Origin of the sequence: Alteromonas halophila (assembly GCF_014651815.1) — a bacterium.
Lineage (GTDB): Bacteria > Pseudomonadota > Gammaproteobacteria > Enterobacterales > Alteromonadaceae > Alteromonas > Alteromonas halophila.
This window is the reverse complement of record NZ_BMXP01000002.1, coordinates 66,238-89,996: the sequence shown is the minus strand read 5'-3', so window position 1 is coordinate 89,996 and position 23,759 is coordinate 66,238. Positions and strand designations below refer to the sequence as shown.

The 23,759-nt window shown below is 49.6% G+C and carries 20 protein-coding genes; 9 read left to right on the top strand and 11 right to left on the bottom strand.

The features are described 5' to 3' along the window. The first annotated feature begins 229 nt into the window (after positions 1-229). Both IE054_RS04410 and IE054_RS04405 read left to right on the top strand, forming a co-directional pair. The gene (locus IE054_RS04410; protein WP_229805030.1) at positions 230-2,377 is read left to right on the top strand and encodes a GspE/PulE family protein; all 2,148 of its coding nucleotides are present in this window, start codon (positions 230-232) and stop codon (positions 2,375-2,377) included. 6 nt (positions 2,378-2,383) lie between these two features. Further along, positions 2,384-3,937: a GGDEF domain-containing protein gene (locus tag IE054_RS04405; RefSeq protein WP_189403875.1), complete on the top strand. Its 1,554-nt coding sequence runs from the start codon at positions 2,384-2,386 to the stop codon at positions 3,935-3,937. A gap of 8 nt (positions 3,938-3,945) precedes the next feature. Here IE054_RS04405 and IE054_RS04400 read toward each other — a convergent pair whose 3' ends face one another. After that, complete coding sequence (locus tag IE054_RS04400) at positions 3,946-4,704, bottom strand: CBM9 family sugar-binding protein (protein ID WP_189403874.1); 759 nt, start codon at positions 4,702-4,704, stop codon at positions 3,946-3,948. 282 nt (positions 4,705-4,986) lie between these two features. Here IE054_RS04400 and IE054_RS04395 point away from each other — a divergent pair, with 282 nt between their 5' ends. After that, positions 4,987-6,090, top strand: a complete 1,104-nt coding sequence (locus tag IE054_RS04395; protein WP_189403873.1) for a coiled-coil domain-containing protein — start codon at positions 4,987-4,989, stop codon at positions 6,088-6,090. A 128-nt stretch (positions 6,091-6,218) separates the two neighbouring features. On the opposite strand, the gene IE054_RS04390 is transcribed toward IE054_RS04395, so the two are convergent. Then, positions 6,219-6,971: an NYN domain-containing protein gene (locus IE054_RS04390; protein ID WP_189403872.1), complete on the bottom strand. Its 753-nt coding sequence runs from the start codon at positions 6,969-6,971 to the stop codon at positions 6,219-6,221. 418 nt (positions 6,972-7,389) lie between these two features. On the opposite strand from IE054_RS04390, the gene IE054_RS04385 reads away from it, so the two are divergent. The 3 genes from IE054_RS04385 to IE054_RS04375 are packed head-to-tail and all read left to right on the top strand — an operon-like array spanning position 7,390 to position 10,394. Continuing rightward, positions 7,390-7,995, top strand: coding sequence for a hypothetical protein (locus tag IE054_RS04385; RefSeq protein ID WP_189403871.1), 606 nt, complete (start codon positions 7,390-7,392; stop codon positions 7,993-7,995). A gap of 29 nt (positions 7,996-8,024) precedes the next feature. Further along, positions 8,025-9,188 (top strand): hypothetical protein, encoded by a 1,164-nt coding sequence (locus IE054_RS04380; protein WP_189403870.1) that lies wholly within the window; start codon positions 8,025-8,027, stop codon positions 9,186-9,188. Between the two features lie 15 nt (positions 9,189-9,203). Next, positions 9,204-10,394: a hypothetical protein gene (locus tag IE054_RS04375; protein ID WP_189403869.1), complete on the top strand. Its 1,191-nt coding sequence runs from the start codon at positions 9,204-9,206 to the stop codon at positions 10,392-10,394. A 30-nt stretch (positions 10,395-10,424) separates the two neighbouring features. On the opposite strand, the gene IE054_RS04370 is transcribed toward IE054_RS04375, so the two are convergent. The 4 genes from IE054_RS04370 to IE054_RS04355 all read right to left on the bottom strand — a co-directional run bounded on the left by IE054_RS04370 (position 10,425) and on the right by IE054_RS04355 (position 16,909). After that, positions 10,425-14,444, bottom strand: coding sequence for an ATP-binding protein (locus IE054_RS04370; protein ID WP_189403868.1), 4,020 nt, complete (start codon positions 14,442-14,444; stop codon positions 10,425-10,427). Positions 14,445-14,690: 246 nt separating this feature from the next. Then, complete coding sequence (locus tag IE054_RS04365) at positions 14,691-15,194, bottom strand: HAD family hydrolase (protein ID WP_189403867.1); 504 nt, start codon at positions 15,192-15,194, stop codon at positions 14,691-14,693. A gap of 45 nt (positions 15,195-15,239) precedes the next feature. Next, positions 15,240-16,505: a Y-family DNA polymerase gene (locus IE054_RS04360; RefSeq protein WP_189403866.1), complete on the bottom strand. Its 1,266-nt coding sequence runs from the start codon at positions 16,503-16,505 to the stop codon at positions 15,240-15,242. Next, entirely contained in the window at positions 16,493-16,909 is a 417-nt protein-coding gene (locus IE054_RS04355) for a S24 family peptidase (protein ID WP_229805002.1), read from the bottom strand. Before IE054_RS04355 ends, IE054_RS04360 begins: the two co-directional genes overlap by 13 nt. 104 nt (positions 16,910-17,013) lie before the next feature. On the opposite strand from IE054_RS04355, the gene IE054_RS04350 reads away from it, so the two are divergent. The 3 genes from IE054_RS04350 (at position 17,014) to IE054_RS04340 (ending at position 19,410) form a co-directional block, all read left to right on the top strand. Continuing rightward, positions 17,014-17,301: a YebG family protein gene (locus tag IE054_RS04350; protein WP_189403865.1), complete on the top strand. Its 288-nt coding sequence runs from the start codon at positions 17,014-17,016 to the stop codon at positions 17,299-17,301. Between the two features lie 118 nt (positions 17,302-17,419). Next, positions 17,420-18,106, top strand: coding sequence for an ATP-binding cassette domain-containing protein (locus IE054_RS04345; RefSeq protein ID WP_189403864.1), 687 nt, complete (start codon positions 17,420-17,422; stop codon positions 18,104-18,106). Beyond that, positions 18,103-19,410: an ABC transporter permease gene (locus tag IE054_RS04340; protein WP_189403863.1), complete on the top strand. Its 1,308-nt coding sequence runs from the start codon at positions 18,103-18,105 to the stop codon at positions 19,408-19,410. The genes IE054_RS04345 and IE054_RS04340 overlap by 4 nt, the downstream gene beginning before the upstream one ends. 116 nt (positions 19,411-19,526) lie before the next feature. Here IE054_RS04340 and IE054_RS04335 read toward each other — a convergent pair whose 3' ends face one another. The 5 genes from IE054_RS04335 to IE054_RS04315 all read right to left on the bottom strand — a co-directional run bounded on the left by IE054_RS04335 (position 19,527) and on the right by IE054_RS04315 (position 23,738). Further along, positions 19,527-19,829, bottom strand: a complete 303-nt coding sequence (locus tag IE054_RS04335; protein ID WP_189403862.1) for a type II toxin-antitoxin system RelE/ParE family toxin — start codon at positions 19,827-19,829, stop codon at positions 19,527-19,529. Further along, positions 19,826-20,068 carry a type II toxin-antitoxin system ParD family antitoxin gene (locus IE054_RS04330; RefSeq protein ID WP_189403861.1) on the bottom strand — a complete coding sequence of 81 codons (243 nt, stop codon included), beginning with the start codon at positions 20,066-20,068 and terminating at the stop codon, positions 19,826-19,828. Before IE054_RS04330 ends, IE054_RS04335 begins: the two co-directional genes overlap by 4 nt. Positions 20,069-20,256: 188 nt before the next feature. After that, the gene (locus IE054_RS04325; RefSeq protein WP_189403860.1) at positions 20,257-20,535 is read right to left on the bottom strand and encodes a peptidylprolyl isomerase; all 279 of its coding nucleotides are present in this window, start codon (positions 20,533-20,535) and stop codon (positions 20,257-20,259) included. 354 nt (positions 20,536-20,889) lie between these two features. Beyond that, positions 20,890-22,476, bottom strand: a complete 1,587-nt coding sequence (locus IE054_RS04320) for a methyl-accepting chemotaxis protein (RefSeq protein WP_189403859.1) — start codon at positions 22,474-22,476, stop codon at positions 20,890-20,892. A 170-nt stretch (positions 22,477-22,646) separates the two neighbouring features. Further along, on the bottom strand, positions 22,647-23,738 hold the full coding sequence (locus IE054_RS04315; RefSeq protein WP_189403858.1) for a methyl-accepting chemotaxis protein: 1,092 nt from the start codon (positions 23,736-23,738) through the stop codon (positions 22,647-22,649). Positions 23,739-23,759 lie beyond the last annotated feature (21 nt).

Genomic DNA, 23,759 nt, shown 5'->3' with positions numbered 1-23,759 from the left:
ACTTATTGGCTAGCCAAAAGGTGTATTTACAGGCAGGAGTGGGGTGTAGGAATATTGCTGATGCGGATAGATAGGTATATTGTGGCTTACAATGAATCTATATTACTGATATCGCGCGTACTTGCCCGAGATAAAGCAGAGCAGAACCCGAATAACTATGTATTCCGACAGCAGTCAGCAGCAAACTCTTGATCAAATCAACGCCATTCTGGCCGAGCATTCATCGCTCATGGACGCCTACCAGCGCCTGGAACCTATCATCCTCAATTTGTTTGGTGCCCAGCGTATGAGTATTTTTCAGCGCCGGCGCCAGCATCAGGATCTGGTCGCGCGCTTCAAAACAGGCAAAGAAACCCTGGAAATCAAAGTACCAATCAGCCCTATGTCGATTGCGGGCTACGTGGCGTTATCACAGTTGCCACTCATAATTGATGACCCGTATAACGCAGAAGAACTTCGCGAAATTCATCCCAGACTGCGTTTTGCAGACAAATTCGATAAAGGCAGTGACTTTAAAACCAACAATATCCTGTGTGTGCCCATCTTAAACGCCGGCGTGCTGATGGGTGTCATGCAGATCATCAATAAGCAGTCCGGCTCCTTCAATGATGCTGATCTCGAGACAGCAAAAGAACTGGCGGAGTTGCTGGGCGCGAAATTCCGCTACGAACTGGGTGGCACAAACAATCCCTTCGATTTGCTTATTCACCGCAATGCCATCAGTGACAAAGCACTGGCAGACATTACCGAGTCGTCTAACGACATGCGCCAGATTGTTCAGCGCCTGATCTCCGAGCAGCGTATTGCAGAGCAGCAGATTGGCAATTCACTGTCGATTCACTATCAGGTGCCCTTTATTGCGTATCAGCCTGACAAGTACCATTTATACGAGGGTGAAAGCCGGCTGAACCTGTCATACCTCAAACGTAACTATGTCGCGGTGATTGCCGATGTGCGCGAAAATCCCATAGTACTCATGGCAGAGCCTAATAATGCCGCGTTGCTAATGGAAATTGAAAGTGCGATGGGCATTGAAAGCTACGACATCGCGGTAGGCCTGCCTAATCAGATCTTACAGTATCTGGGCGAAGGAACCGGAGGTGGTGCGCCCGGAGAAATGAGTGAAATTCTGGATGAAATCGGCACCTCATCCGAAGAGAAAGAAGAGCAGATAGACGAACTGTCGGACGATGCACCTGCGGTTGTGCGTCTGGTTAGCCGGGTTCTCCATGATGCCAAACGCCTTAATGCCTCGGATATCCATATTGACCCTGAAAAGAACGGCCCGACCCGGGTGCGTATGCGGGTTGATGGCGTATGTCGTGACATGAGTCAGGTGCCAAACTCGCACCACAGCGCGGTGATTGCGCGGATAAAAATCATGAGCAACCTGAACATTGCGGAAAAGCGGGTACCCCAGGATGGCAAGCTGGCGTTTAAAATGAACGGCCAGCTGGTAGAGGTGCGGGTCGCCACCATCCCAACGGTGGCGGGTGAAGGCGTCGTTATGCGGATCCTGGCCTCTGGCGGTGCTATGCCCATGGACAAGATGAACATGGCCCCCACTAATCGTACCCGGCTTGAGGAGATGATTAAAAAGCCACACGGTATCTTGCTGGTCGTCGGGCCGACCGGTTCCGGTAAAACTACAACACTGCATGCCATTCTTGGCTATCTGAACACCCCGGAAAAGAAAATCTGGACAGCCGAAGATCCGGTCGAGATCACCCAGGCCGGTCTGCAGCAGGTTCAGGTCAGCCCTAAAATTGGTTTTACCTTTGCCAATGCGCTACGCGCCTTTTTGCGCGCCGACCCAGACATTATTCTGATTGGTGAGATGCGGGATAAAGAAACGGCGCATGCTGGTATTGAGGCCTCGCTGACAGGTCACCTTGTGTTGTCGACACTGCACACTAACTCAGCGCCGGAAACCATTACCCGGCTGCTGGATTTAGGCCTCGACCCGGTCAACTTTTCAGATGCCTGTGTGGGCATACTGGCGCAGCGTCTGATTCGCACACTGTGCGGCAACTGTAAGGAGAAGTACCAGGCCACCGATACCGATCTGGCCTTTATCAAGCGTCAGTACGGCGAGGACTTTCTGGCGGAACTGAACATTGACGAACCGCTTGAGCTCTATCGTGCCAAAGGCTGTGACGAGTGTGGTGATACCGGCTACAAAGGACGAACCGGTGTACACGAGCTGCTTGGTATGACCCCTGAACTGCGCTCACTGGTTTATAAAGAAGCCAGCGTGTCGGATATGAAAGCGCAGGCCATGGATGACGGCATGCGTACCCTGGTTCAGGATGCCATCTTTAAAGTGATTCAGGGTGATACGGACATTGCCCAGGTTCAGATAGTTGGTGGCGAATAGACGCGTATGGGTAGTACAGGCGGTACGTTCTGGCGCTTGCTACTTATTTTCACGTTTTGTGCCGTCTTCAGCGCACACAGCCTTGCTACCTGCACTATTGCCGAGCCCGTTCAGATAGAAGCCGGACAGCCAGTTAAGCTAAAACTGGGTGAGCAGCGCCTGACACTGCAATGCAACATTGAAGAGGTCTCAGTGCTGCACTTCCCCATGGATATTGTCAGTCAGGCTGCTCTGGTTGATGAAACGGGCCAGGTGTTCGCTCCTCTTCGCGGCGCCCGGAAATCGTTTGTGCTACCTATTGGCAATTACACCGTTTTTCTGGATATTACAGCGTCGCGTGCCCGTTATCTTTCCCCTCAGGTCGATACTGCCGCGACTGCGCAGTTCAGAAATAGTATTCATCTGATAATGATGAGTCTGTTTACCGGTTTTTGCGTGGCACTTGCGCTCTATGTAGGTATGCTTGGACGCAGTATCAAAAACACCGGGTTTTACGCGTACAGCGCCTATATAACCTGTGCCGCCACCTTCTTTGTTTTACAGGAAGGTGTGCTCAATGCTGTACTGCCTTACTCAGTGCTCCTCAACAGTATTGAAAACAAGCTATTGTTTGCAGGCCTGACCGTCGTTACCGCCCAGCGCTTTATTGACCGGTTACTGGATTTTCCGACACTGCTTAAGCCCTGGCCAAGAAACCTCCTGAATGTGAGCGCACTGGGCGTACTTATGCTCGCAGTTGTGCAACTGATTGTGCCGTTTACCTTTTCCATTGTGTTAAGCCAAATTATGGGCACGCTAACCCTGATGATTATTGTCGGGATCATACTTGCCACTGTGCTAGCGGTGAAACAACAGGTGCATTGTGCAAGGTTAGTATTGCTGGCGTTGTGTATCATGTTCGTGGCCATGGTCCTGCGTGTTTATTTACACGAATTAAGTCCGTTTCTGCATCGCTACGCCCTTATCATCGCGGTCGCTATAGAGGCATTGATTCTGGCCGTAGCCGCCGCCGAGAAAGTGAAGCGTCTTGATGAAGATAAAAACCGTGCATACCGGCGCGCCAGTATGGATCCGCTCTGCCCCGTATTAAACCGCCGGGGCTGGGAAACCGCCGCGCAGAGCGTATTGGACACACACCGAACTGACGGTGGCTATCTTTGCCTGATCTTTATCGATCTCGACAAGTTTAAGCAGATAAATGACACGCTCGGCCATGCGACAGGAGACCAGACGCTGGCGATTGTTGCACAAATTCTGAATCATCTCTGCCGCCAGCAGGATTTGGTCGGTCGCTATGGCGGTGATGAATTTGTCGTGCTTGCGCTGTGTCATACCGAGCGTCAGGCTGAGCGCTTATTAGCCCGAATCAACCGGCGTTTTTCTTCGCTTACCATCAACGTGGACACACTCTCCATTCCCATTGAGGCAAGCATTGGCAGCCAGATAGTAAAGGCGCCGCAAACCGACTTAGCAGCGCTGTTGCACGCGGCAGATATGGCAATGTACGAGATTAAGCGAACACGCCGAAGCCCTGAAGTATCAGCCGATATACAGGCCTGACGACCGGGTTACTCCCCTTTTTTAAGCACAAGCTCGCCAAACACAGAGGCATCGATGTAACCCAGGTTTTTATCGCCGTTAACCGGTTCGATGTCATGCGAGCCAATGAAGTGCTCCCGTTCCTCGCTACCGTCGTTATCGCAATAGGCCAGCATGAAGCCCAGCGTCATGCCAGGCTTAAGTACCAGGGGATCACTCGGACTGGCTGTCGAGAACGTGTCGGGGTAAACACGCATCGCCACTTCCCAGGTAGTGGCATAGGGCGATGTATCAGCGCGCGACCAGGCGCTGTCGATATGTTCGTTGAGCAGAATCACCCGTTTGTTGTCATCTTCGGCGTTGCCGATGTCTGCAACATTACCGTCAAGCGCAATATGGTAAGCAAACGCATTGTGAGAGTAAGTATGTGTTCCGCCAGAGGCATCTGCATCAATAAACACTTCCAGTGTATCGTCATCCCAGTAACGCTTGCGTGGATTGGGGTGAGTGTCTATAAGCACATCGTCAATGATTTCGGCTAACAGATAAATCTGCTTTTCATCCCACAGCAGCTTATACCGTCCTGAAAAGTCGCCGGGGGCCGGCATATCGCCGAGAATATGTTTATCCAGTTTGTGCCACTGGGCGTTTTGCCAGGCCGCCTCAGAGGGGCTGCCATCAATCTGAACAGGTTTAGGGGTGAATGGCGCCGAAAGCACTTCAGCGCCGGCTGGTTGCGCAACACACACCGCTGCACTCAGACACGCTGTTGCAATAGATTTTTTCACTGTGACCGCCCTTCAAGGTTGTTGCGTAATAATTACACAATATTGCCAGAAATATTGAGTTGTTACGTCAGCACCGTATCGCTGGATTTTATTCCAGCCTCGTCATTGTTTCGCTATACCCATAATTTGCCGGTAGTTTTTCTAATAATCCCAGCACGACGCTGCTTACCAGACACTACTGGCATTGCTGGTGCTTGTATACCCAGAGGTATGAGGTAACACCACCGCCCACGTCATTGGATGACCCGGGTGCAATGCGTGTTATATGACCGGGAGGATACGATGACGGTAACGCGATTACCAGACGACGCAGCAGCCCGGCTACAGGCGCGCGCCATTGAGTCGCGCAGTACCAGGGAAGCAGAGCGAAACACTGAGACTCCAGCCCTGCGTGACAACCAAAATACACAGCCACAGAATGCCGCGCAGTCAGCGCGCACTGCGGATCTTGAATTGCGTCTGGACAATCTTCGCCAGCAGCGACGTGCACAGGAGCAGGCCCGTGAAGAAGCGCAGCAGCGCTTAGAACAGCGCGCTGCCGGTGACGATGTGCGGACGCAACCCCGTGCGCCAGAGCGCGAGCCTGCCAGTGAGCGAACTGAGCAGCAGCTCACTCAGGCGCAACAGCAGCAACGTCAGACTGAACGCGCCCCTGTGAACAATACCGCGCAGCAGGAACAGCAGGATTTTCGTGAACAGCAACGCATTCTGCAACAGGTTGACCAGCGTGAGCAGCGTCAGGCGCGGGCGGCAGAACGTGCTGAAACCATTGAGCAACAGCGTGCCAGCCGCATTCGCGAAAGCGTAGAAGCGCGCGAAACACGTCAGCGTGAAAATACCGAGCAATCGGTGCAGGCGCGTGAAACCCAGCAACAACAAGCCACACAGCAGGATATTCGTGAGGCCATAGAGCAGGCCCGTCAGCTTCAGGAGGAGGCACTTACCGCCCAGCGCCAGCAGGAGATTCGCCGCGAGGAGCAGCTAGAGGAGGACAACCTGACAGCAGGTTCGGCTACACAGGCAAATGAAACCGAAGCACAAGCCAGTACAGAAGGAGCCACCGATACCACGCCAGCCAGTGATGTACAAACCGGCGACGATAGTTATTCACCGCAGACAGAGCGTCTTATTCAGGCATCTGACACACAGCAGACTACGGATACTTCCGACGAACTTATTACCATATTGCGCGAAGAAGCCACGGTTATCGAAACCATACTGCGTCAGCAAATGGCTGACGCAGTTTTGCCAGACCAGCAACTGGATGCCGAACTCGATGAAGTCAGAAGTTCCTTACGCGACGAGGTGGAGCAGCGCGCACGGCGGTTGCAGAACAACCAGCCCACATCGGCACGACTGGGCAACTTTATCGATCAGGTGAGTTAAGATTCTGTGGCTTGCCGCTGAACTAAAATGCTGCCCGGCTATTTCAGGGCTTGCCTTGGCAGGCGGCGTTGAGGGAGTAGCAGACATTGAGAAGTTGGGCATCAGACAAATAACAGACGTTTAACGCTTCACTCAGCAACCGCATTAGCCGACGGCTGGATTGACTTTTTAAGTTGCTTTGCTTTCTTTTTATCTCTAACCCACAAGACGGAGCCATTTGTCTTCTTCATTTCAAAAAGATCAATCGCCTGAAACAAATCACTGAGCTTCTTAAAACCATAATTGCGTTGGTCAAAGGATGCATGATTAGAAATGTGCGTACCAATAGGGCCTAACATCGCCCAACCGTCATTTTCTTCTACAGCTTCAATAGCCTGTCGCAACAAGTTTATTAACTTAGTATCACTTTTAATGCTCTTCGTTTGCTTTTGGATAGGAAGTTCTGTTTCGCATTCTTCGTCAAGATAAAGGAAACGAGAGCAACTATTCACGAAAGCTAATGGCGCCTTACGCTCACCAAAACCAATCACAAACTTGCCATCTGCCAGTGAGCGAGTTACTAGCGGAGTAAAATCACAATCCGACGATACAAGACAAATGATATCAATATCTTTTGTATACAATACATCCATTACATCAATGACCAGTGCCATGTCTGTGGCATTTTTCCCTTTGGTTAAGTCAAATTGCTGTATTGGCTGAATTGCAAACTCATGTAGTAAATCTTCCCAAGGTTTCAAATTCTGGTTTTTCCAGTTTCCGTACGCCTTTCGAATATTAACTACACCATAACGAGCCAACTCAGAAAGAACTTTATCAATCTTTTGAGCCGGTGCATTATCAGCATCGATGAATACTGCTATTTTTTCTTTATCTTTCACGGATGCCTCCTTGCAACCTAACAGCTTACTACCGAGTCTTTATAGTAACACCCGTTTCTACTGAAAATATAAATTTTGTAATTTCATGCGAAAAGTCAAATATCTGCAATACAAAGCAGAAGTCATAATTGAAGTTACTGAGGCCTCATCTGGTCTCAGGGATGTTTGCTTTTCACCGGTGACATGCTGGTTGTTCACTTCGCTTACTGCCAGGCCAAACCTACTGTGTTTAGCCGTGGTTATTAGTTCAGCGCACCGCAGAGCACTGCGTGACTGGGTTATATACCGGGCTTTCTCTTCTCCAACCAGGCCTGGATCGTCAAAATCATGTCACCCACCGACGTTTTTTTGACACGCCCAAAATATTAGTGCTAGTTTATTAATTCCCCCCTTTTATTAAATTACTAAAGGATTAGCCATGAGTAAGCGCCGTGCACTTGCTGTAAGTAGTCTCTCCCTGTGTCTTTCACTCGTATTAAGCGGTTGCGAATCAACCGGACTGTCGCAAACCTTACAGGATTACGGGCTACCTGTGCCCAACCAAAATGACGATGCCAGCACCGGTAAAAAAATTCTGGCGGGCATTTCAGGCTGTGCCGTGGGCGGCGCGGTGGCCTATTATGGCAGTAAATACGTTGGCGATAAATTACGAGACAAAGGCTATAACTACACCGACGAAGAAGTAAAAAAAGCGACCATGGTGATTGCAGGGCTAGGCTGTGTTATTGGTGGCAAAGTGGCCCTGAACATCGTTAAAAACATGGATGAAGAAAGCAAACGCGCGCAGGAAGCGGCATGGGAAAAAGCGCAGCAACAATCGAAAGCGCAAAACACCAGAACGCCTCAGGCCTGGCAAACCGAAACGCACGCCGGCACGGTCGAAATTGTGAACCCGGTGTCGACAGATGATGGGCGAGAGTGTGCGACACGTAAAAACTACATTACGTCTGACGCTGGCACTGCCGAACAATACATTCCGGTGTGTAAAAACAGCGATGGTTCTTACGAAGCAGTAGAAGTCTGAACTACAGCGCGTTGACAGTGAGTACCATCATGCCCGTAAAACTGTTTGCGTTAGGCTTGTTTGTGTTTCTGGCTACCAGTTTACCTGTGCAGGCACAAACTTCGCTATGTAATCAGCAGGCCCTGTCTGCCCCTATGAAAGCTACGTTCCATCAGGCCGGTGACAGGCGCATTTTGCTACTTGCCGGGGGCATCGAAGCCAATTCGGGGGAGGTTGTTGGCGCCGCGATTCGTAATACGCGCGCCTATCAGGAGGTGTGGCTGTGCTCCGGAGGCGGTGCAGTTAAAGGGGGCATTGCTATTGGCAAAGCGTTAAACCGCGCGCGCTCCACAGCCAGGGTGCCTGATAACTTCTTTTGTGCAAGCGCCTGTACCATTGCCTTTATGGGTGGCTATGCGCGCATCATTGATAAAAACGCCCGGTTTGTAACGCATGCCAGCTCAGGTGCCATGTCGTTTGGCGTGAAATTCAGTGATGCCGGTCTGAAGTTCAGCAATTTTGCCTTTTATAAATGCGACACACCGTGGATTGCGTCGTATTGCCAGCAATTACGGGGGGTATTTGAAAAGCTGGACCTTTACAATAAAGTAGCCTGCGCCACACCACAGGATGTGCATAAGTTAAATACCAAATGCGTGTTCTTTGATACCAGTAAGTCACGTTATGCCGACAATATCATTATTGCAAATTCTCAGCTCACGCAGATTATCGGCCTGAATAAATCGTTAACTCAGGCCGCCATTAGTATAGAAATGCGCAGCTCCCTGCAAAGCGAACTGGACCTGCTGCATTACTTTCAAACCATGTTGCTGGATGGCAAAGCCAGTTATACCAAGGCCTCGGCGTACCAGCAGATTAAGCGGCAGTTAGTGCCTACAAACATCTATGCACTTAAGACTTCGGACAGCTATTACCGATCGTTAGATAAAGACATGGCGTCTCTCGCGCAGGTGTCGGGAGACATCAGCCAGAGCTTTGCCGTCTGGCAAACCATGCTCACCGACAGTGAGCTGAGCCTAAAAACCCAGATTACCGATTATATTCGCGACAACAACATTGATCTTGGTCTGGCGGCAACCGACGCCATAAAGATGTACGACGCCATGCGTACCTGCCAGATCCAGAGCTCCTGTCAGCTGGAGCCGCATACCGCCAGATCCCTTGGCTACCACAATATGTACGGATACGAATAAAGGATGCCACTTAGCATGTTACGTAAACAGCAATCTCGATTCTACAGGGTAATTCTGGTTATCATGCTCCTCACCGGATGTGCATCAGGCCCGGATTTACGGCCCGGCAATCCGCTCCCCGGCATTGGCCTTGAAGCAGCAGAGGATACCGTTCTGTTGAGCTGGAGTAACCAGGGCCCGCTGGCCAGAAATCTGCAGCCAGGCACACAAGTAAACGTGCTGGCGCAGTACGACACACAGTACGGACCTGTCACTAACGAGATACTGGCATCCACAACAGTTCGCAGTGGTATAAATGGGGTGAAACTGCCGCTTAAAGATGCCCTGAATTTCTCACCGTCAGGGCCGGTTTGCCTGCGTCTGGCCATTGGACAGCGCCCCATTCCTGTGAGAATTGCCAGGCTGGACGAATCGAGCAGTGGTTTTTATTATCCCGAATGGGCGAAAGTCGCAGCACTTGAAGGCGAAAAAGCCGCACTGCAGGTTCAGCTACGCACGGTCAGTACTAATATCCGTAATTTCAGCCAGACCAACCCGGACTTCACACGGTGGCAACAGGAAAATCAGATTTTTAACCCGCAGCAATGTACATCTATTACCTTTGCCAGCCAGCAAACCCGCCCCGAAACCGCGCTTCAGGGTGAAGCCCGCGCACAGGCAGCAACGCAGCAGTGTGTGGCGCTCTACGACGGCTATAAGCACGCCAACCTTCCCAGCATCGATGCACTTGTCGCCGCCGTAGCCAATGATCCGTCAGCACGCCTTTTTGCACGCCAGATGCAACATGACTTTGCCCAGCACCGGCCAGGAAAAATTTATTTCCCCGGCTCTAACCTGCCGCTCGACGGGGCGCTTATCACCTCAATGATGGTGAACAAAGATACCTTAACCAGTGTACAGGCAGGCATTATTTTAGAGGCTTATCAGGCCTGTATCACCGAAGCCACCACCCGCTTTGATGAGTCTCTGCGCGACTGGCAGGACGTGACTGATTCAGCAACCATTGCCGCGCGCACCGCCCCTCTTCAGAAATTGTGTCAGGCCCGGTTTGCCCGGGACAATACCCGTCAGCAGCGACTGGAAGAGTTTAAGCGCATTAAAGCCAGACTGACAGAAGAGCAGGCAGCGCTTGAACAACAAAAAAACGCCCTGTTGCCTAAACGTAAACCGCTCATTCCCTTTGCCTGCCCGGTGGAGGGTGGCTAGCCGACGCTCAGGGTAACTCCGTCAGGTAAGTTAACTGGTCGCTTCAGCGTTACGGTTTGCCTCCTGATAGGCTCTGGGGGAGAGTCCGGTCACATCTTTGAAGCAGTTGCTAAAATACGACGCGGTACAAAAGCCAACATCCATCGCGGTCGCGGTGATCTGACGGCCTTCGCACAGCATAATTTTTGCTTTTTTGATCCTAAAGCGCTTTAAGTACTCAGCAAAGTTGTATTCAAACAATACCGCCATTCGTCTGTTGAGCTGTCTCTCGCTCATATTCAGCGCCTTAGCGGCTGCAGCCCGGTTAAAATCGACATTGGTGTAGTTCTTTTCCAGTGTGGCCAGCAAGCTGGTGTAAAACACCTGATCCTTCTCATTCGTGAAGTACGGGATTGGCTCGTTAATCTGTCCAGCGGATACCGAGGCGCCAAGCTGCTGCGCCAAATGTTGCTCTGTCAGCTCACGCAGACTAATCAGATTATTAATATGCGAAATCAGCTCGTGCTCCATCAATGACTTGCTCAGCATGCAATCGACCACTGACGCAAAGCGCTGTTCCTGTATTTCCTGGCTGTTATAGGCTGTCAGCAGGATAATCGGGGTCTGGGGATGGTCAGATTGCGTTCGAATGTAGCGGGCAAATGCCAGCCCGTCCATATCCGGCATACGGCAGTCCGTGAGAACAATATGAGGCTTAACCGTTTTAAATACGTCTATCGCCGCCTTTCCGGTTCTGGCTGTGAAACAGGCATAGCGAGAAATCAACATATTGTAGACGTAGGAACGGAAATCTCGGTCATCTTCTACGATTAATACTTTATACAGGCCACTTTCATCAATGAAGTCTGGCACGCTCAGGGTATCTTCAGAGCCCTCTTCCTGTAGTGCTTCAGCCTGTTTTGGTAAATCTGTGTTCGGCTTGAGTTCCGACTTTTCGCTGTCAGTATATCCTGGAATGTCGAAGCCCGCCTGAGGGAAGAAAACACTGAAGCAACTCCCTTCACCATGCTCACTTTTTAACTCAATCCAGCCTTTATTGGCTTTGACTATTTCGTTAATCAGCGCAAGCCCGACACCCACACCTTTAACGCCGTCAACTTCTTCAATACGCGTAAATCGCTCGAAAATCGTCTTTTTGTACTTATCATCGATACCGACACCATTGTCTTTTACCTGCAGTCTGAGATCGGTACCTTTTTGCGCAGCACTGATCACAATACGCCCTTTATCAGGCGTGTACTTAATTGCATTACCTAACAGGTTGCTGAGCACCTGTTCGAGCGTGTCTTCAAGCAAGCGCGCTTTTACCTTGCCATGGATCTTAATATCGACCGTAAGTTCTCGCTGCTCAGTTAAACCAGCAAAACTCTGCACAATGGCGTACACGGTGTTATTCACGTTGTATTCGCGCTTTGGCAGTTGCCGAATTGAATCCAGCTTTTCAACCTCAACCAACTGCTGGACCAGGCTTTCTACCCGTTCGGCGTTCCTGAACAGAATGTCACGTTGAGAGCGTTGTTTTTCATCCTCTTTATCAAAGCTGACTTTTCTGAGCACGCCAACGATAAGTGCCAGCGGTGTTTTTAGCTCATGGGAAATATTGGTAAACAAACGTTGTTTAGCGTCTACCAGATGGCGGATTGACTGCTGACTTTTCGCCAGTTCTTCTTTCTGTTCAAATACCTCAGCACTGTATTGCGATACTTGTTCACGTAGTTCGTTTTGATACCTTTTATGAACATAAAATCCGAATGCCAGTACCAGTGCACTGTATAAAAGATAGGCTTGCCAAGAAAGGTAAAAAGGCGGTCGAATATACACATAAAGTGATGAGACAGGCTGCTCGGCCTGGCTTCGGGTATCCACTACCCGCGCTTCGATAATGAAGTAGTTGGTCTTTAAGTCTGAAAAGGTTAGCGTTGCAGTCGCCTTGTCACTTCGCTGCCAGTCGTTGATCATGCCCTTTACACGATACTCTATTCGTTGATGATGTCTGAATGTGTAATTGGTAGGGGAAATCACTACCGACATAGTCTCTACACCAGGCTCGACATTGACTCGATAACGATCTCCGGCTTCTGCAAAACTTAGCTCATCTTCTGACTCGTTGCTTGTGGTAAAGGAAAGGAATTTAACCGAATATTTGGCAGTGGACTGATGCGCAAGTGCGTCCATCATTATCTTTGTATCAAGGAGATACGAGTACTTATCCCCCATTAGAATTAACTTGTCGTCAACCAGGTACATGCCGTCATAATGAAAATCCTTGTCAACAATTCCATCTTCGGCGCCTAATCTAAATACTTTTTTATCTGTATTTCTGTAAACGACCAGTCCCATATTAGTTGCTAGCCAAATATTTCCTTCGGAGTCTTTAGTTCCAGATCTTACAAACCTGAACCGCTCCAACTCTTTATCAACAAGGGGTTGAACAGTATTCTCTTTAAGATTTAGTTCAATAACGCCATTACCCGATGTACAGAGCCAAAGTACATCAGCCTTCCACTCAACAATACAGTTGATAACATATGAACCAATCTCTTCTGCTGGGATAAGTTTCCAGTTAAAGCGGCTAATTTGAATATGTACCTGACCGTTTTCATCTAATGAAATCAGTTCTCCCGAATCTAGTTGCTTTGTCAGGGTTACATTAAGTGGAGCTGTCATTTCATCGACAATCTTGCCACCACTCAGTACATGATATTTTCCCTCGCTCTCATTCTGCCCATACACCAGTAACTTGTCTTGACTGTAATTGACGATATGGGCGCCTTTCTGCCAACAGAGTTTCCGGACTTCATTGTTTGTGAAGACACTATTAAGCTTAAGCCAGCACTTTCGCTGGCGGGGTATTCCAACCGGTGAAGAAATTTTTACTTCCCTTAATAAGCCGGAATCCTCCTGTAATTGAAAAGCACGTTCTCTTGTGAGAACTATGGGTGGCTCATCAATACTAAAAATCTCTTTTCTGGCGATATCGATATCGTCGTGATGAAAGTAGTTATCTTTTTTATGTAAAAAGTGTATTCCCTCATGACCGGGAGGGAGTACGATTAACCCCTGCTGAGTCGAATTAACTAATATTTCTCCGGCAGAAGTCTCTGCAATTCCCGTTACCGTATTGATAGCATACGAATTTAGCATTGGTGTCAAAGAGGTTGCGGCAATGAGTTCCTCTTTTCTTTCAGAGAGCTGATACAACTCTTCGGCAGCCACCCATACTTTGCCATCTTTTTGTGCAAATATATTCGTTACACTTCGCTGCTCAACAGGCTTTTCTGAAAATGCATAAAATTTAACCTCCGCTGACTCATCAGCTTCTACATAAATACCCTCTGGCCCACCTATATATAACAGTCCTTTCGAGTATAAAGATGTTATTGATGACAACTTTGGATAAAGTTTACTGATTGATGTGGCCTCGTAGTCCAAGCTTTTTGTGTTGTATTTAATAACCCTATTTTTCTCTGCAAAAAGCACTATACCTGGCGCTAATGTGGAAACTGAATACAGCTCATCTATGGCTATATTGTTAACCGCCTTAAGTTCTTCAACAATCACTTGTGCAGACAGGTCGAATACGATGAAACCTGTTATAGAAGCAATGAAAAGGTGATTTTCAGAGTACGATGTTTGCCACGCTAGACTGATTAAGCTAGACGGGATTTTTATTTGACGTATCGAGCCTGTTTTATAGTTGTATTCAAAAACTCCCACTCCGAATTCACTGATGTAAAGAGTATTTTCTTTCCCCAAGCTGATATCAGAAATAATTCCTCGCTTCGCAGCAGAAGAAACAGGAAGCTGTATTTTTTCTGTTATGTTTCCATTGATTTTATAAAAGCCGTTTTCCGCAGCGAGATAGATTGAATCATCAATTATCTCCATATCTCTTACGATACCAGTCGGCTCTTTGCTTAGAGATTCGTTGATGTCCAAAGGGACAGTTTGAGCATTGAGGTACGGGATATTTGCAACACAGAGGACCAGTAGTGAGACGATACTTAATGAAAGCGTCTCAAATTTACAACCACATGTCCTTGTGTTCATAGCGCTGTTCCTGATGAAGATTATTATTAATAATTCAGAATATTTCTGAAAAGCATCAATTGATATGGAGATCACTTATGAATATAGAACAAAAATACAGGATAGAGGAGTTGTCTGAGGAAGACTGTACCGAAGTACATGGTAGCGCTATGGGTCAAATTTCTGATCTGATTATATTTAGTCCTCACTTTTCCAATATTTGCACTAAGCCAAAGCACCCTAAGCCAAAAACAGACACTTAGACAATCAAACCATTAACCACTGCATCCCTGCATTCTCCGCAGCGTGGCGGTCATAAATAAAGTCCCCGACGTACAGGCAGTGGCGGGGATGCAGGTTCCATTGTTTTGCCACCATTAGCAGTGCGGTGGGATCGGGTTTGGGTGGCGCATCTTCACGGGTAAGTATGGTGTCGATGGGGATCTGATTATTGTGTATTTTAATGCGTGTGGCCTGCTGACAGTTTCGCGTGACAATGGCCATGGGCAAACCTGCATCTTGGGCTTTTTCTACCATTGCTTTACCGTTGGTCAGCCAGCGGGAAGTCTGTGCATCGTCTAACTCATGCTGCAAAATTACCTGGCGGGCCTGTGCCTGCGTTGTTAAGCACGTTAGCCCTTCAACAAAGCCAAGAATGTCATCGTCAGGCGGACAGCCCACATCTGCACGCATCTTCACAAAGTCCAGACGCGACTCGACCAGTGTACCGTCCAAATCAAATATCACGCCGTGTACACCGTCCAGGTTCATGCTGGTTCCCCACTACTCATCATCTGCTGTAAGGGTGTCATGATATTAGCCCATATCACAGTTAATTTTAGGTAAGTGTCGCCAGTTGGTGGTGTACTGCGGTGACAGAAACTCACGCTTCATTGCCCAGTTCTGATGCGTGCCCTTTGCGCCCGTTCCAATTGTCTGGCGCCCATACTTGCCATTTATTTTATCTAAGCATTGCATCAGTTTGGGGTTATAGGCGTTGGTAACAAACAGCTCCGGTTGCCGCTCTGCGTCGTCAATAAGCTCTATGGCGCCAACGCCGCACTTGTGAAACACCACCCCCGCTTTAAACAGCGTATCTGCTGCCCGGGATGCAACCTGAACCAGTGCTCTTAAATCACTGGTGGGCGCGTCAAACTGATGCTGGATGGCTTTGTGATAATGGCCACTGCTGGCGAACGGGTTGGCATGTGCAAACAGGGTCAGGGTTTTTACGCCAGACTGCTGGACCCGTAGTTTCTCAGCCACTTTCTCGGCGTGCCAGGCCAGCGCCTGTGCAATGTCCTGTCTGTCGGTGACGGGGCGGCCGAAGGCCCGGGTTGAATACACCTGCTGTTTGTTCGCCCTGTGGGTATCCCACTTTATGCAGGGCGTGCCGTTTAGTTCAGTGACCGTACGGGCAATGTCGATAGAAAATTCGGCCCGCAGGTTTTTGGGGCAGGCGCATGCCAGTTGCCAGGCAGTGTGAATGCCCATTTTTTCCAACCGCGCGGCTATACGCTTCCCCACGCCCCACACATCGGTTGTGCTCATTTGCTGTAACGCCGATGCAATTGCCGGTTGGGTGTCCAGTATTGCAATGCCGTCCTGAGCGCCAAGGCGCTTTCCGGCATAGCTGGCTGCTTTGGCCAGGGTAGGAGTTGGGCCTATTCCCACTCCCACCGGCAGCCGTAGCTGCTGCCATACTGCCTGTTTAATACGATTCGCGTACGCAGCCCAGCCTTCATCAGGCTGCCAGCTTTCAAAATGCAGAAAGCTCTCGTCTATGCTGTACACATGCTGGTCCGGCGCAAACTGCCCGATTACCTTCATCATCTTGTTCGACAGATCATCGTACAGTTCGTAGTTTGACGATCGTATCACTGCGCCGTTTCGGGCAAGCACCGCCTTCGCTTTATAATAGGGGCCGAACTTGCCTACGCCCAGTTGCTTGGCCCGATCGCACAGGGCACAAATACAACCGTCGTTATTGGTTAACACCACTACCGGCTTGTCGCGAATGGCAGGATCGAACACCTTTTCGGCAGAGGCATAAAAACTGTTGGCATCGACTAACGCATACATGAGCTTAAGTACCTGACAAACCGGTGCATACGCACCGAGCGCACTACCACGCCTTCTTCTTCAAACACATCACCTTCGCCAATAACGTAAGAGCTGGTGTCCTGTCCGGGAGAAAGCAGCACGTTGGCTTTACGATCAAACAGTTTACACACAAAACTGCCATTTAAATTGGCAACAATGACATCCAGTGAGGTGGGGGCCGCCGCGCGATCAACGATCAGCAAGTCGCCATCGAAAATGCCCACTCCTGTCATTGAGTCACCCTGTGCCTGACCGATAAATGTGGCTGTGGGATGTTCAATAAGCAGCTCATCTAAGTCCAGTTCTAATTGTCGGTACTCAGCGGCGGGCGACTCAAACCCGCTGATACCGGCCTGTGCGGCGACAGGAATAACATTCAGCATAACGGCCTCAGTTTTCGCGTTAAAATACCTGTTTATTTATACAGTATTTTATACTACAGTGACAGTGTTGATAAACAACAAACACCCAAAAACGGAGCACAACCATGGCAATTACCACACAGTATGTTGTTACACACAAAGGGGTAGAGAAATTGGTGACTACCGATAAAAAAGAGGCCGATCAGTACGATAAAATGCTGGATGCTGCTGACAACCTTGCCACGTTTATTGAAGCCAAGGGCATCGCACTGGATGAAAACACGGCTGAAGAGCTGTCTATTCTGCTGGCGAAGAACAAAGATAAAGTGGGCAAAATCTTTAAAGGCGCGTCAGCCGACACCGTACTGGAAGATGAGTCTGCCGAAGTGGTGAAATTAAAAGCCAACGGCTGAACAGTTACCGGCGGCGGAGCGATTACACCTCACGGCATTGCTAAGCAGGTGATCGGGCTGGTATAACCTTTGGTACTATTGCACGAGTGCCAGAATTTACAGGTTATCAGGAAATACCATGTCAGACTCTCCCGCCGTCAGGTTATCCGAGGTTACGTTCGCCTACGACCAGTCAGGCCCGCCGGTGTTAGCAATCCCGGACTGGTCCATTCCGCGCGGCGAGCATATCTTCCTGTCCGGTGACTCTGGCAGTGGCAAGAGCACTCTGCTTAACCTGCTGGGTGGCACGTTAACGCCGTCATCCGGAAACATTACATTGCTGGGCGAAGCATTTTCATCGTTGCCCGCACGAAAACGTGATGCGGCGCGCGCCACGCACATTGGCGTGGTGTTTCAGCAGTTCAATTTAATTAGCTATTTAAGCGTAAAGCAAAATATTGCCGCTGCCGCGTATTTTGCAGGCCGCAACTACCGCCATATAGACGGCGACATTATTGAACTGCTCGACAACCTGCATTTGCCAGCAAACACCCTGAATGTCCGCGCCGACAGCCTGAGCGTAGGGCAGCAACAGCGCGTTTCGATTGCGCGCGCGCTGATTAACAAGCCTGAGTTACTGCTGGTCGATGAGCCAACCTCGGCACTGGACACCCGCGCTCGCGATGCCTTTATGGAGGTGCTGACATCGGTGGCAACAAACAGTGCCATGCTGTTTGTCAGCCACGACCCCGGACTGGCCGACAACTTTAAGAAAACACTGACGATGCGTTCGCTGAATGAAGCTGACAAGGAGCGCCAATCATGATCCTTTCTCTTGCCACAGCGAGCTTAAAAAATCGCCGGGGATCAGTATTGCTGACTGTATTTTCTATTGTTATCAGCGTCTCGCTGTTGCTGAGCGTTGAGTATATCCGCGGACAGGTAAAGGAAAGCTTTACCCGTACTGTGTCGGGGGTCGATCTTATCGTCGGCGGTCGTACCGGCCAGCTTAATCTGTTGCTGTACTCTGTATTTCGTATTGGCAACCCTACTACGGGTATTGCTTGGCAAAGTGTCGAGCACCTGCAAAATAACCCCAGTGTGGCCTGGATGATTCCCATCGCACTGGGCGATGCCCATAAAGGCTTTCGCGTGGTGGGCACAGACAACCGTTATTTCGATCACTTTAAATATGGCAGTAAGCAATCACTCACGTTTGCGCATGGCGGTGCTTTTTCTCATGATAAATCAGCCGTCATCGGCGCTGACGTAGCTCGTGAACTTGGCTATAGCATTGGTGATGACATTGTCGTTGCGCATGGGCTTGGTGATGTCAGCTTTAAAAAACATGACAGCCATCCCTTTACCATTAGCGGCATACTCGCCGCAACCGGTACGCCGGTGGATCAGGCGGTGTATGTCACACTGCAGGGGCTGGAAAGCGTACATGAGGAATCTGGTCAGCAGGCGCTGCGAAAACCCATTAGCCGCAAGCATTCAATACAGCACGACAGCGACCACGCGGAACACGACGACCACCACACAGACACCGATACTCACACATTATCGGACGTCCCCCCTGACAAAATCAGTGCAGTCATGCTGGGTTTAAATAACCGGGTCGCCGCGCTACAGCTTCAGCACCAGGTAAACCAGTATAAACAAGAGCCGCTTATGGCTATATTGCCGGGCGTAGCACTGGCGCAGCTTTGGGAGTTGATGGGTAATGTTGAAAAGCTGCTGCTGGGCATTTCTGCGTTAATTTTGCTGTCATCGCTTGTCGGACTGACCACCATGTTACTGGCGTCGATGCGGGAGCGCCGACAGGAAATTGCCGTATTGCGTGCGATTGGCGCGGGGCCGGGCACCGTTTTATGGCTTATCCAGGCAGAAGCCTTGCTTATCAGCAGTGCCGGCTGTGTGATTGCGTTTATTGCAGTATCGGCCACGCTGTACCTGAGCGCTGACTGGCTAAGCAGTACCTACGGCCTGTTTGTGTCAGGAACACTGTTTACCCCGGCCACCGCCATCGTAGTGGTCAGCGTGATCCTGGCGACCTGGCTGGTAAGCTTTATTCCGGCGCTGGCAGCCTACCGGCGGGCATTACACAGCGGATTACAGCACCCTTAGGAAAGTTAGCAGCTTCATCTACTGCTGCCCAACGCAGTCACAGCAAGGGATGCCGGTAGGTGGCCCGGTATGATAAACATTAATATGCGGTTCTTAGGGTCCGCATCATTTAAATGTTATGCGCCAAAGCGTAAAGGATTTACATCCATACTTTTATGAAGAATTCTTATAATCAGAATTTCCTGGCTACCCGTTTGCTTGTAGAAAATAACGTGACTACCTTGCGGAAATTTTCTGTATCCGTCTAATATTTCATCGCAGCTTTTGCCGCTATCAGGATTTTCAGACAGCATCCAAAATGAATCGTCGAACTGTTTTAGATATACATTACGCTGTTCTCGGCCCCATTTCTGTTGCGTAAATAACGCGATATCTTTTAAATCGGATTTTGCGAGTACAGTTAACTTAAATGGTTTCACTCTTTTAATTCACCATCTAGTTCTGATATCAGGTGCTCAAGGTTGTATTCAGCCTCACCGCTTTCTTCACCTGCTACTAGTAATTGACGCAAAGTGTTTAATTTGGTCTCCTGTGTTTCTAGCAAGCGAAGAGCTGAGCGAATTACTTCGCTAGCTGAACCATATCGGCCAGTTTGAATTTGGCTAGCAATAAAGTCATCAAAATGGTCACCAAGGGTAATGCTGGTATTTTTAGCCATTTACTTTCTCCAAGTACCAATATATACCTAATTATGGTATTTGCGCATTCTAAGTCAATAGCGCATAACAAACGCATTAACACTCGGTTCGCTCGGTATTATAGCCTACGCATTTTGCCCGTTATGCGGGTGTTGAACGTTTGCTCCTTGTCTATTGCTGCCCGTCGAATTTAATAGACTTCAACAACCTAGGTTCGATAAACAGTCTTAATCAAATGATAACCAAATTTGGTTTTTACCGGGCCATGCACCTCAAATAGCGCTTTTTTGAATACAACATTGTCAAAGGCTTTAACCATATCTCCACGGTTAAATTCTCCTAAATCCCCTCCGCGTTTGCGGGAGGGGCAGATAGAATGCTTTTTGGCTAACTGCTGAAAGTTAGCGCCTCTGGCCAAGCGTTGCTTAAGGTTTTCGGCTTCTTCTTTTGTCTTTACCAGAATGTGGTAGGCGCTGGCTCGCGGCATGAGATTCTCTTTTGACTGTGGTTTTAAAGAGTATAAATGAAGCGACGGCGACACCAAAGCACTACAACCGTAAGAGAGGCGTCGGCGTCAGTTAATTAAACTACCTGGGCCGCTACCTACGGTTAAGTTGAATCATTATGACTGACTCACGTTTAACTAAAGGCGTGCTTTGATTATTCGAAGATAACGACAGAGTTTGTCTGTGGGGTACAGACGGCCTGGAAATCGCCTGTACGACTTCTCGTTAAAAGGAAGCTCTCCTTGTCGTACAGTCGTTCATCGCCATCCACCGAGAATCGTGCCCATCAATGTTAACAGCGCGGCCATATAGGTATAAGCGCAGGGGCTGCACTGTTAATCGTCACCTATACGCTTGGTGGTATTGAAGCGGGTTATCAGCGAGTGAAGTTCTTTCACTGTGTCACGCAGTGACTGACTGGCGGTGAGTGATGCCTCAGACGATCGCTTAGTCTCGTTGGCGCTGTCGGCTATTTCAACAATTTGCTGGTTTATGTGTTCCGCCACTGAGCTTTGCTCTTCAACCGATGACGACATCTCTACCGTCGCGTCTGCTATACCTTCAACTGAATCGTCAATTTCATTGAGTACAGTGCGTGTTTCTTCCACAATTTCTGTGCCTTTGCGGGCTGACTCCAGACCACTGCTCGAGACTTTAACAGCACGGTCAGAACGCTCTGCCAGCACCTGAATAATATGGTGGATACGGTCGGTTGATTCACGGGTTTTCGATGCCAGCGAGCGAACCTCATCGGCAACCACCGCAAAACCGCGGCCCTGTTCCCCGGCACGGGCTGCCTCAATGGCGGCATTCAGTGCCAGCAGATTGGTTTGCTCAGCGATAGTCGAGATCAGGCTTGCCGCCTCTCCAATATCATTGGTCGATTGTGCCAGTTCAGTCACGGTCTCGGAGATGGATTCAACCGCTTCTTTTAACTCAACAATGGCAACCATTGCCTGCTTGGCTTTGCGGTTACCGGTTTTAACATTGTTCGACGCTTCTTTGGCGCTGGCAGCGTTACTTTCAACCCGCTCTGCCACTTCCTGAATGGCCTGCGACATTTGTGTCACTGCAGAGGCAATTTGCTGTGTGGCATCATTTTGCTGCACGATGGCCGCACTGGTGAACTCGGCCTGTTCGTGGGTAGTCACCGCTATTCGCGATAACGCCCCTGATGAGTCGCTGATGCGGGCCAGCGCGGTACGGGTTTTCGCCAGCTCACTCATAAACGCCAGTTTAGCCTGGGCACGGGGTCCAAGTTCAGAGGAATAGGTCACGGCGACAACCGGATTACTGTAGCTGTCCGGGTTAATCTCCAGAAATGAGGACCATGATGCGTTGTAGTTTACTAACTGCCACCCAGCGATACCAGCAAGTCCGGCTGCAGCAATCAGTGCGGCTACACTGCCGCCGGTAAAACCAATTAGCGCAACCAATGGAATACCACCAGCCCAGAATGGTAGTAACCGTTTTGCCGTATGCAGCATTCGGCGTGATAATGCCACCGGCGATTTGCCGTCCCGCAGGCGGGCGTAGACGTCCTCTGCACGCTTCTTGGAATTTTCCATGGCCGGCACGCGCACAGACTCGAAGCCGATAATTTCTTTATTCTCGAAAACCGGGGTCACAAACGCCGATACCCAGTAATGATCCCCATTTTTACGGCGGTTTTTCACCAGACCCATCCAGGTTTTACCGCTTTGCAGCGTCGACCACATTTCTTTAAATACCGCCGGTGGCATATCCGGATGGCGGATAATGTTGTGGTTTTTGCCGATCAGTTCGTCACGTGTAAAGCCACTGACTTCCTCAAACTCATCATTACAATGCTGAAGCACGCCTCGTCTGTCGGTAGAGGAGATGAGTCGATATTCCGGTGGGAATTGATATTCGCGCTGCGTTACAGGTTGATTATTTCGCATTGATGTGACCATTCCATTGAATAAATACCAATACGTCCCGCCGCACTCCAGAGCCGCGGGACCAACTTAAAAGGTAGCTGAAATTTTACGAATTTAAAGCAAGAGGAGGACGATTTACGCTACAGAACAACAATATGCGGGTGTGCGTAACCCACCCGCACAATTAATTATTACGCTGCTTCTTCAGCAACACGGTCCAGCGCCGCCATCACACGATGGCTGGCCTCCTCCATTTGGCGCAGCAGTTTATCGCGTTCAGCCATATTCTTCGACTGTGCCGCCTGCATTGCTTCTACACCCAGTTGATGAACCTGCTTATGCGGTGCTTCAATATCGGCAAACGCCCGGGCCTTGCTGATCGCATCGCCCTGACTGCTCTGATACCACTGGCCCAGACGGCAACTGGTATGATCGGCGAACGACGATGGCGATTTATCACTCAGCCCACATAACACGGCATACACATCGCTCTTCCAGACAACATGATCCAGCTTCACGGTCTGAATAAACATGTCCATCGAGCCTGCCTCAATGGTGCGCTTCATGCTGTTACTGTGTGACACCATTTGGTCGAACCCGCTGTTAAGCTCATCCACGCCTTCAGATAATTTTTCATTATTGCTTTGCAGGTCGCTCACCACATCGACCGCTGAACGAGTGGACTGAATAATGCCCTGCACCAGCTCTGCCACTTCACTGGCCGAACGATTGGTTTCGGTTGCCAGCGAACGGACCTCATCGGCAACCACACTGAACCCCCGTCCGGCATCACCGGCCCTGGCAGCTTCTATTGCGGCATTCAGTGCCAGCAGGTTAGTTTGATCAGAAATGCTGGTAATAGTATTCACGAACTTATTGATGTCATCAGCGGTGTCAGACAAGCCACCGATCCGCTCACTCATATTGCTCATCTGATGATTGAGCCGCTCCATATCACCAATAATAGACTGCAGCACCGCGCCCGAACGAGTGAAGAGTTCATTGATGTTAGTAATGGCCTGACTTTCGTTGTCAATTTTCTGATAAAACTGTTCAACGGTTTGGCGCACACCCGCCACCTGCTGCAGTGAATCCAGCATTGTTTGCAACACAGCATCGTTGCTGGTAGCCGCCAACTGGTCTTTAAGTGAGGCATTTTCTTCCTGAAGAAGACGCATTTCTTCTTCCAGTGCGATCAGCCTCTCTTCACTGCTTTTGAATCGGCTATCAAGCTCCTGATAGGCGTTGGCTTTGGCGTTAAATGCAGAGCGAGTAACAAACATACTACTTCCAGTTTCGTTAAT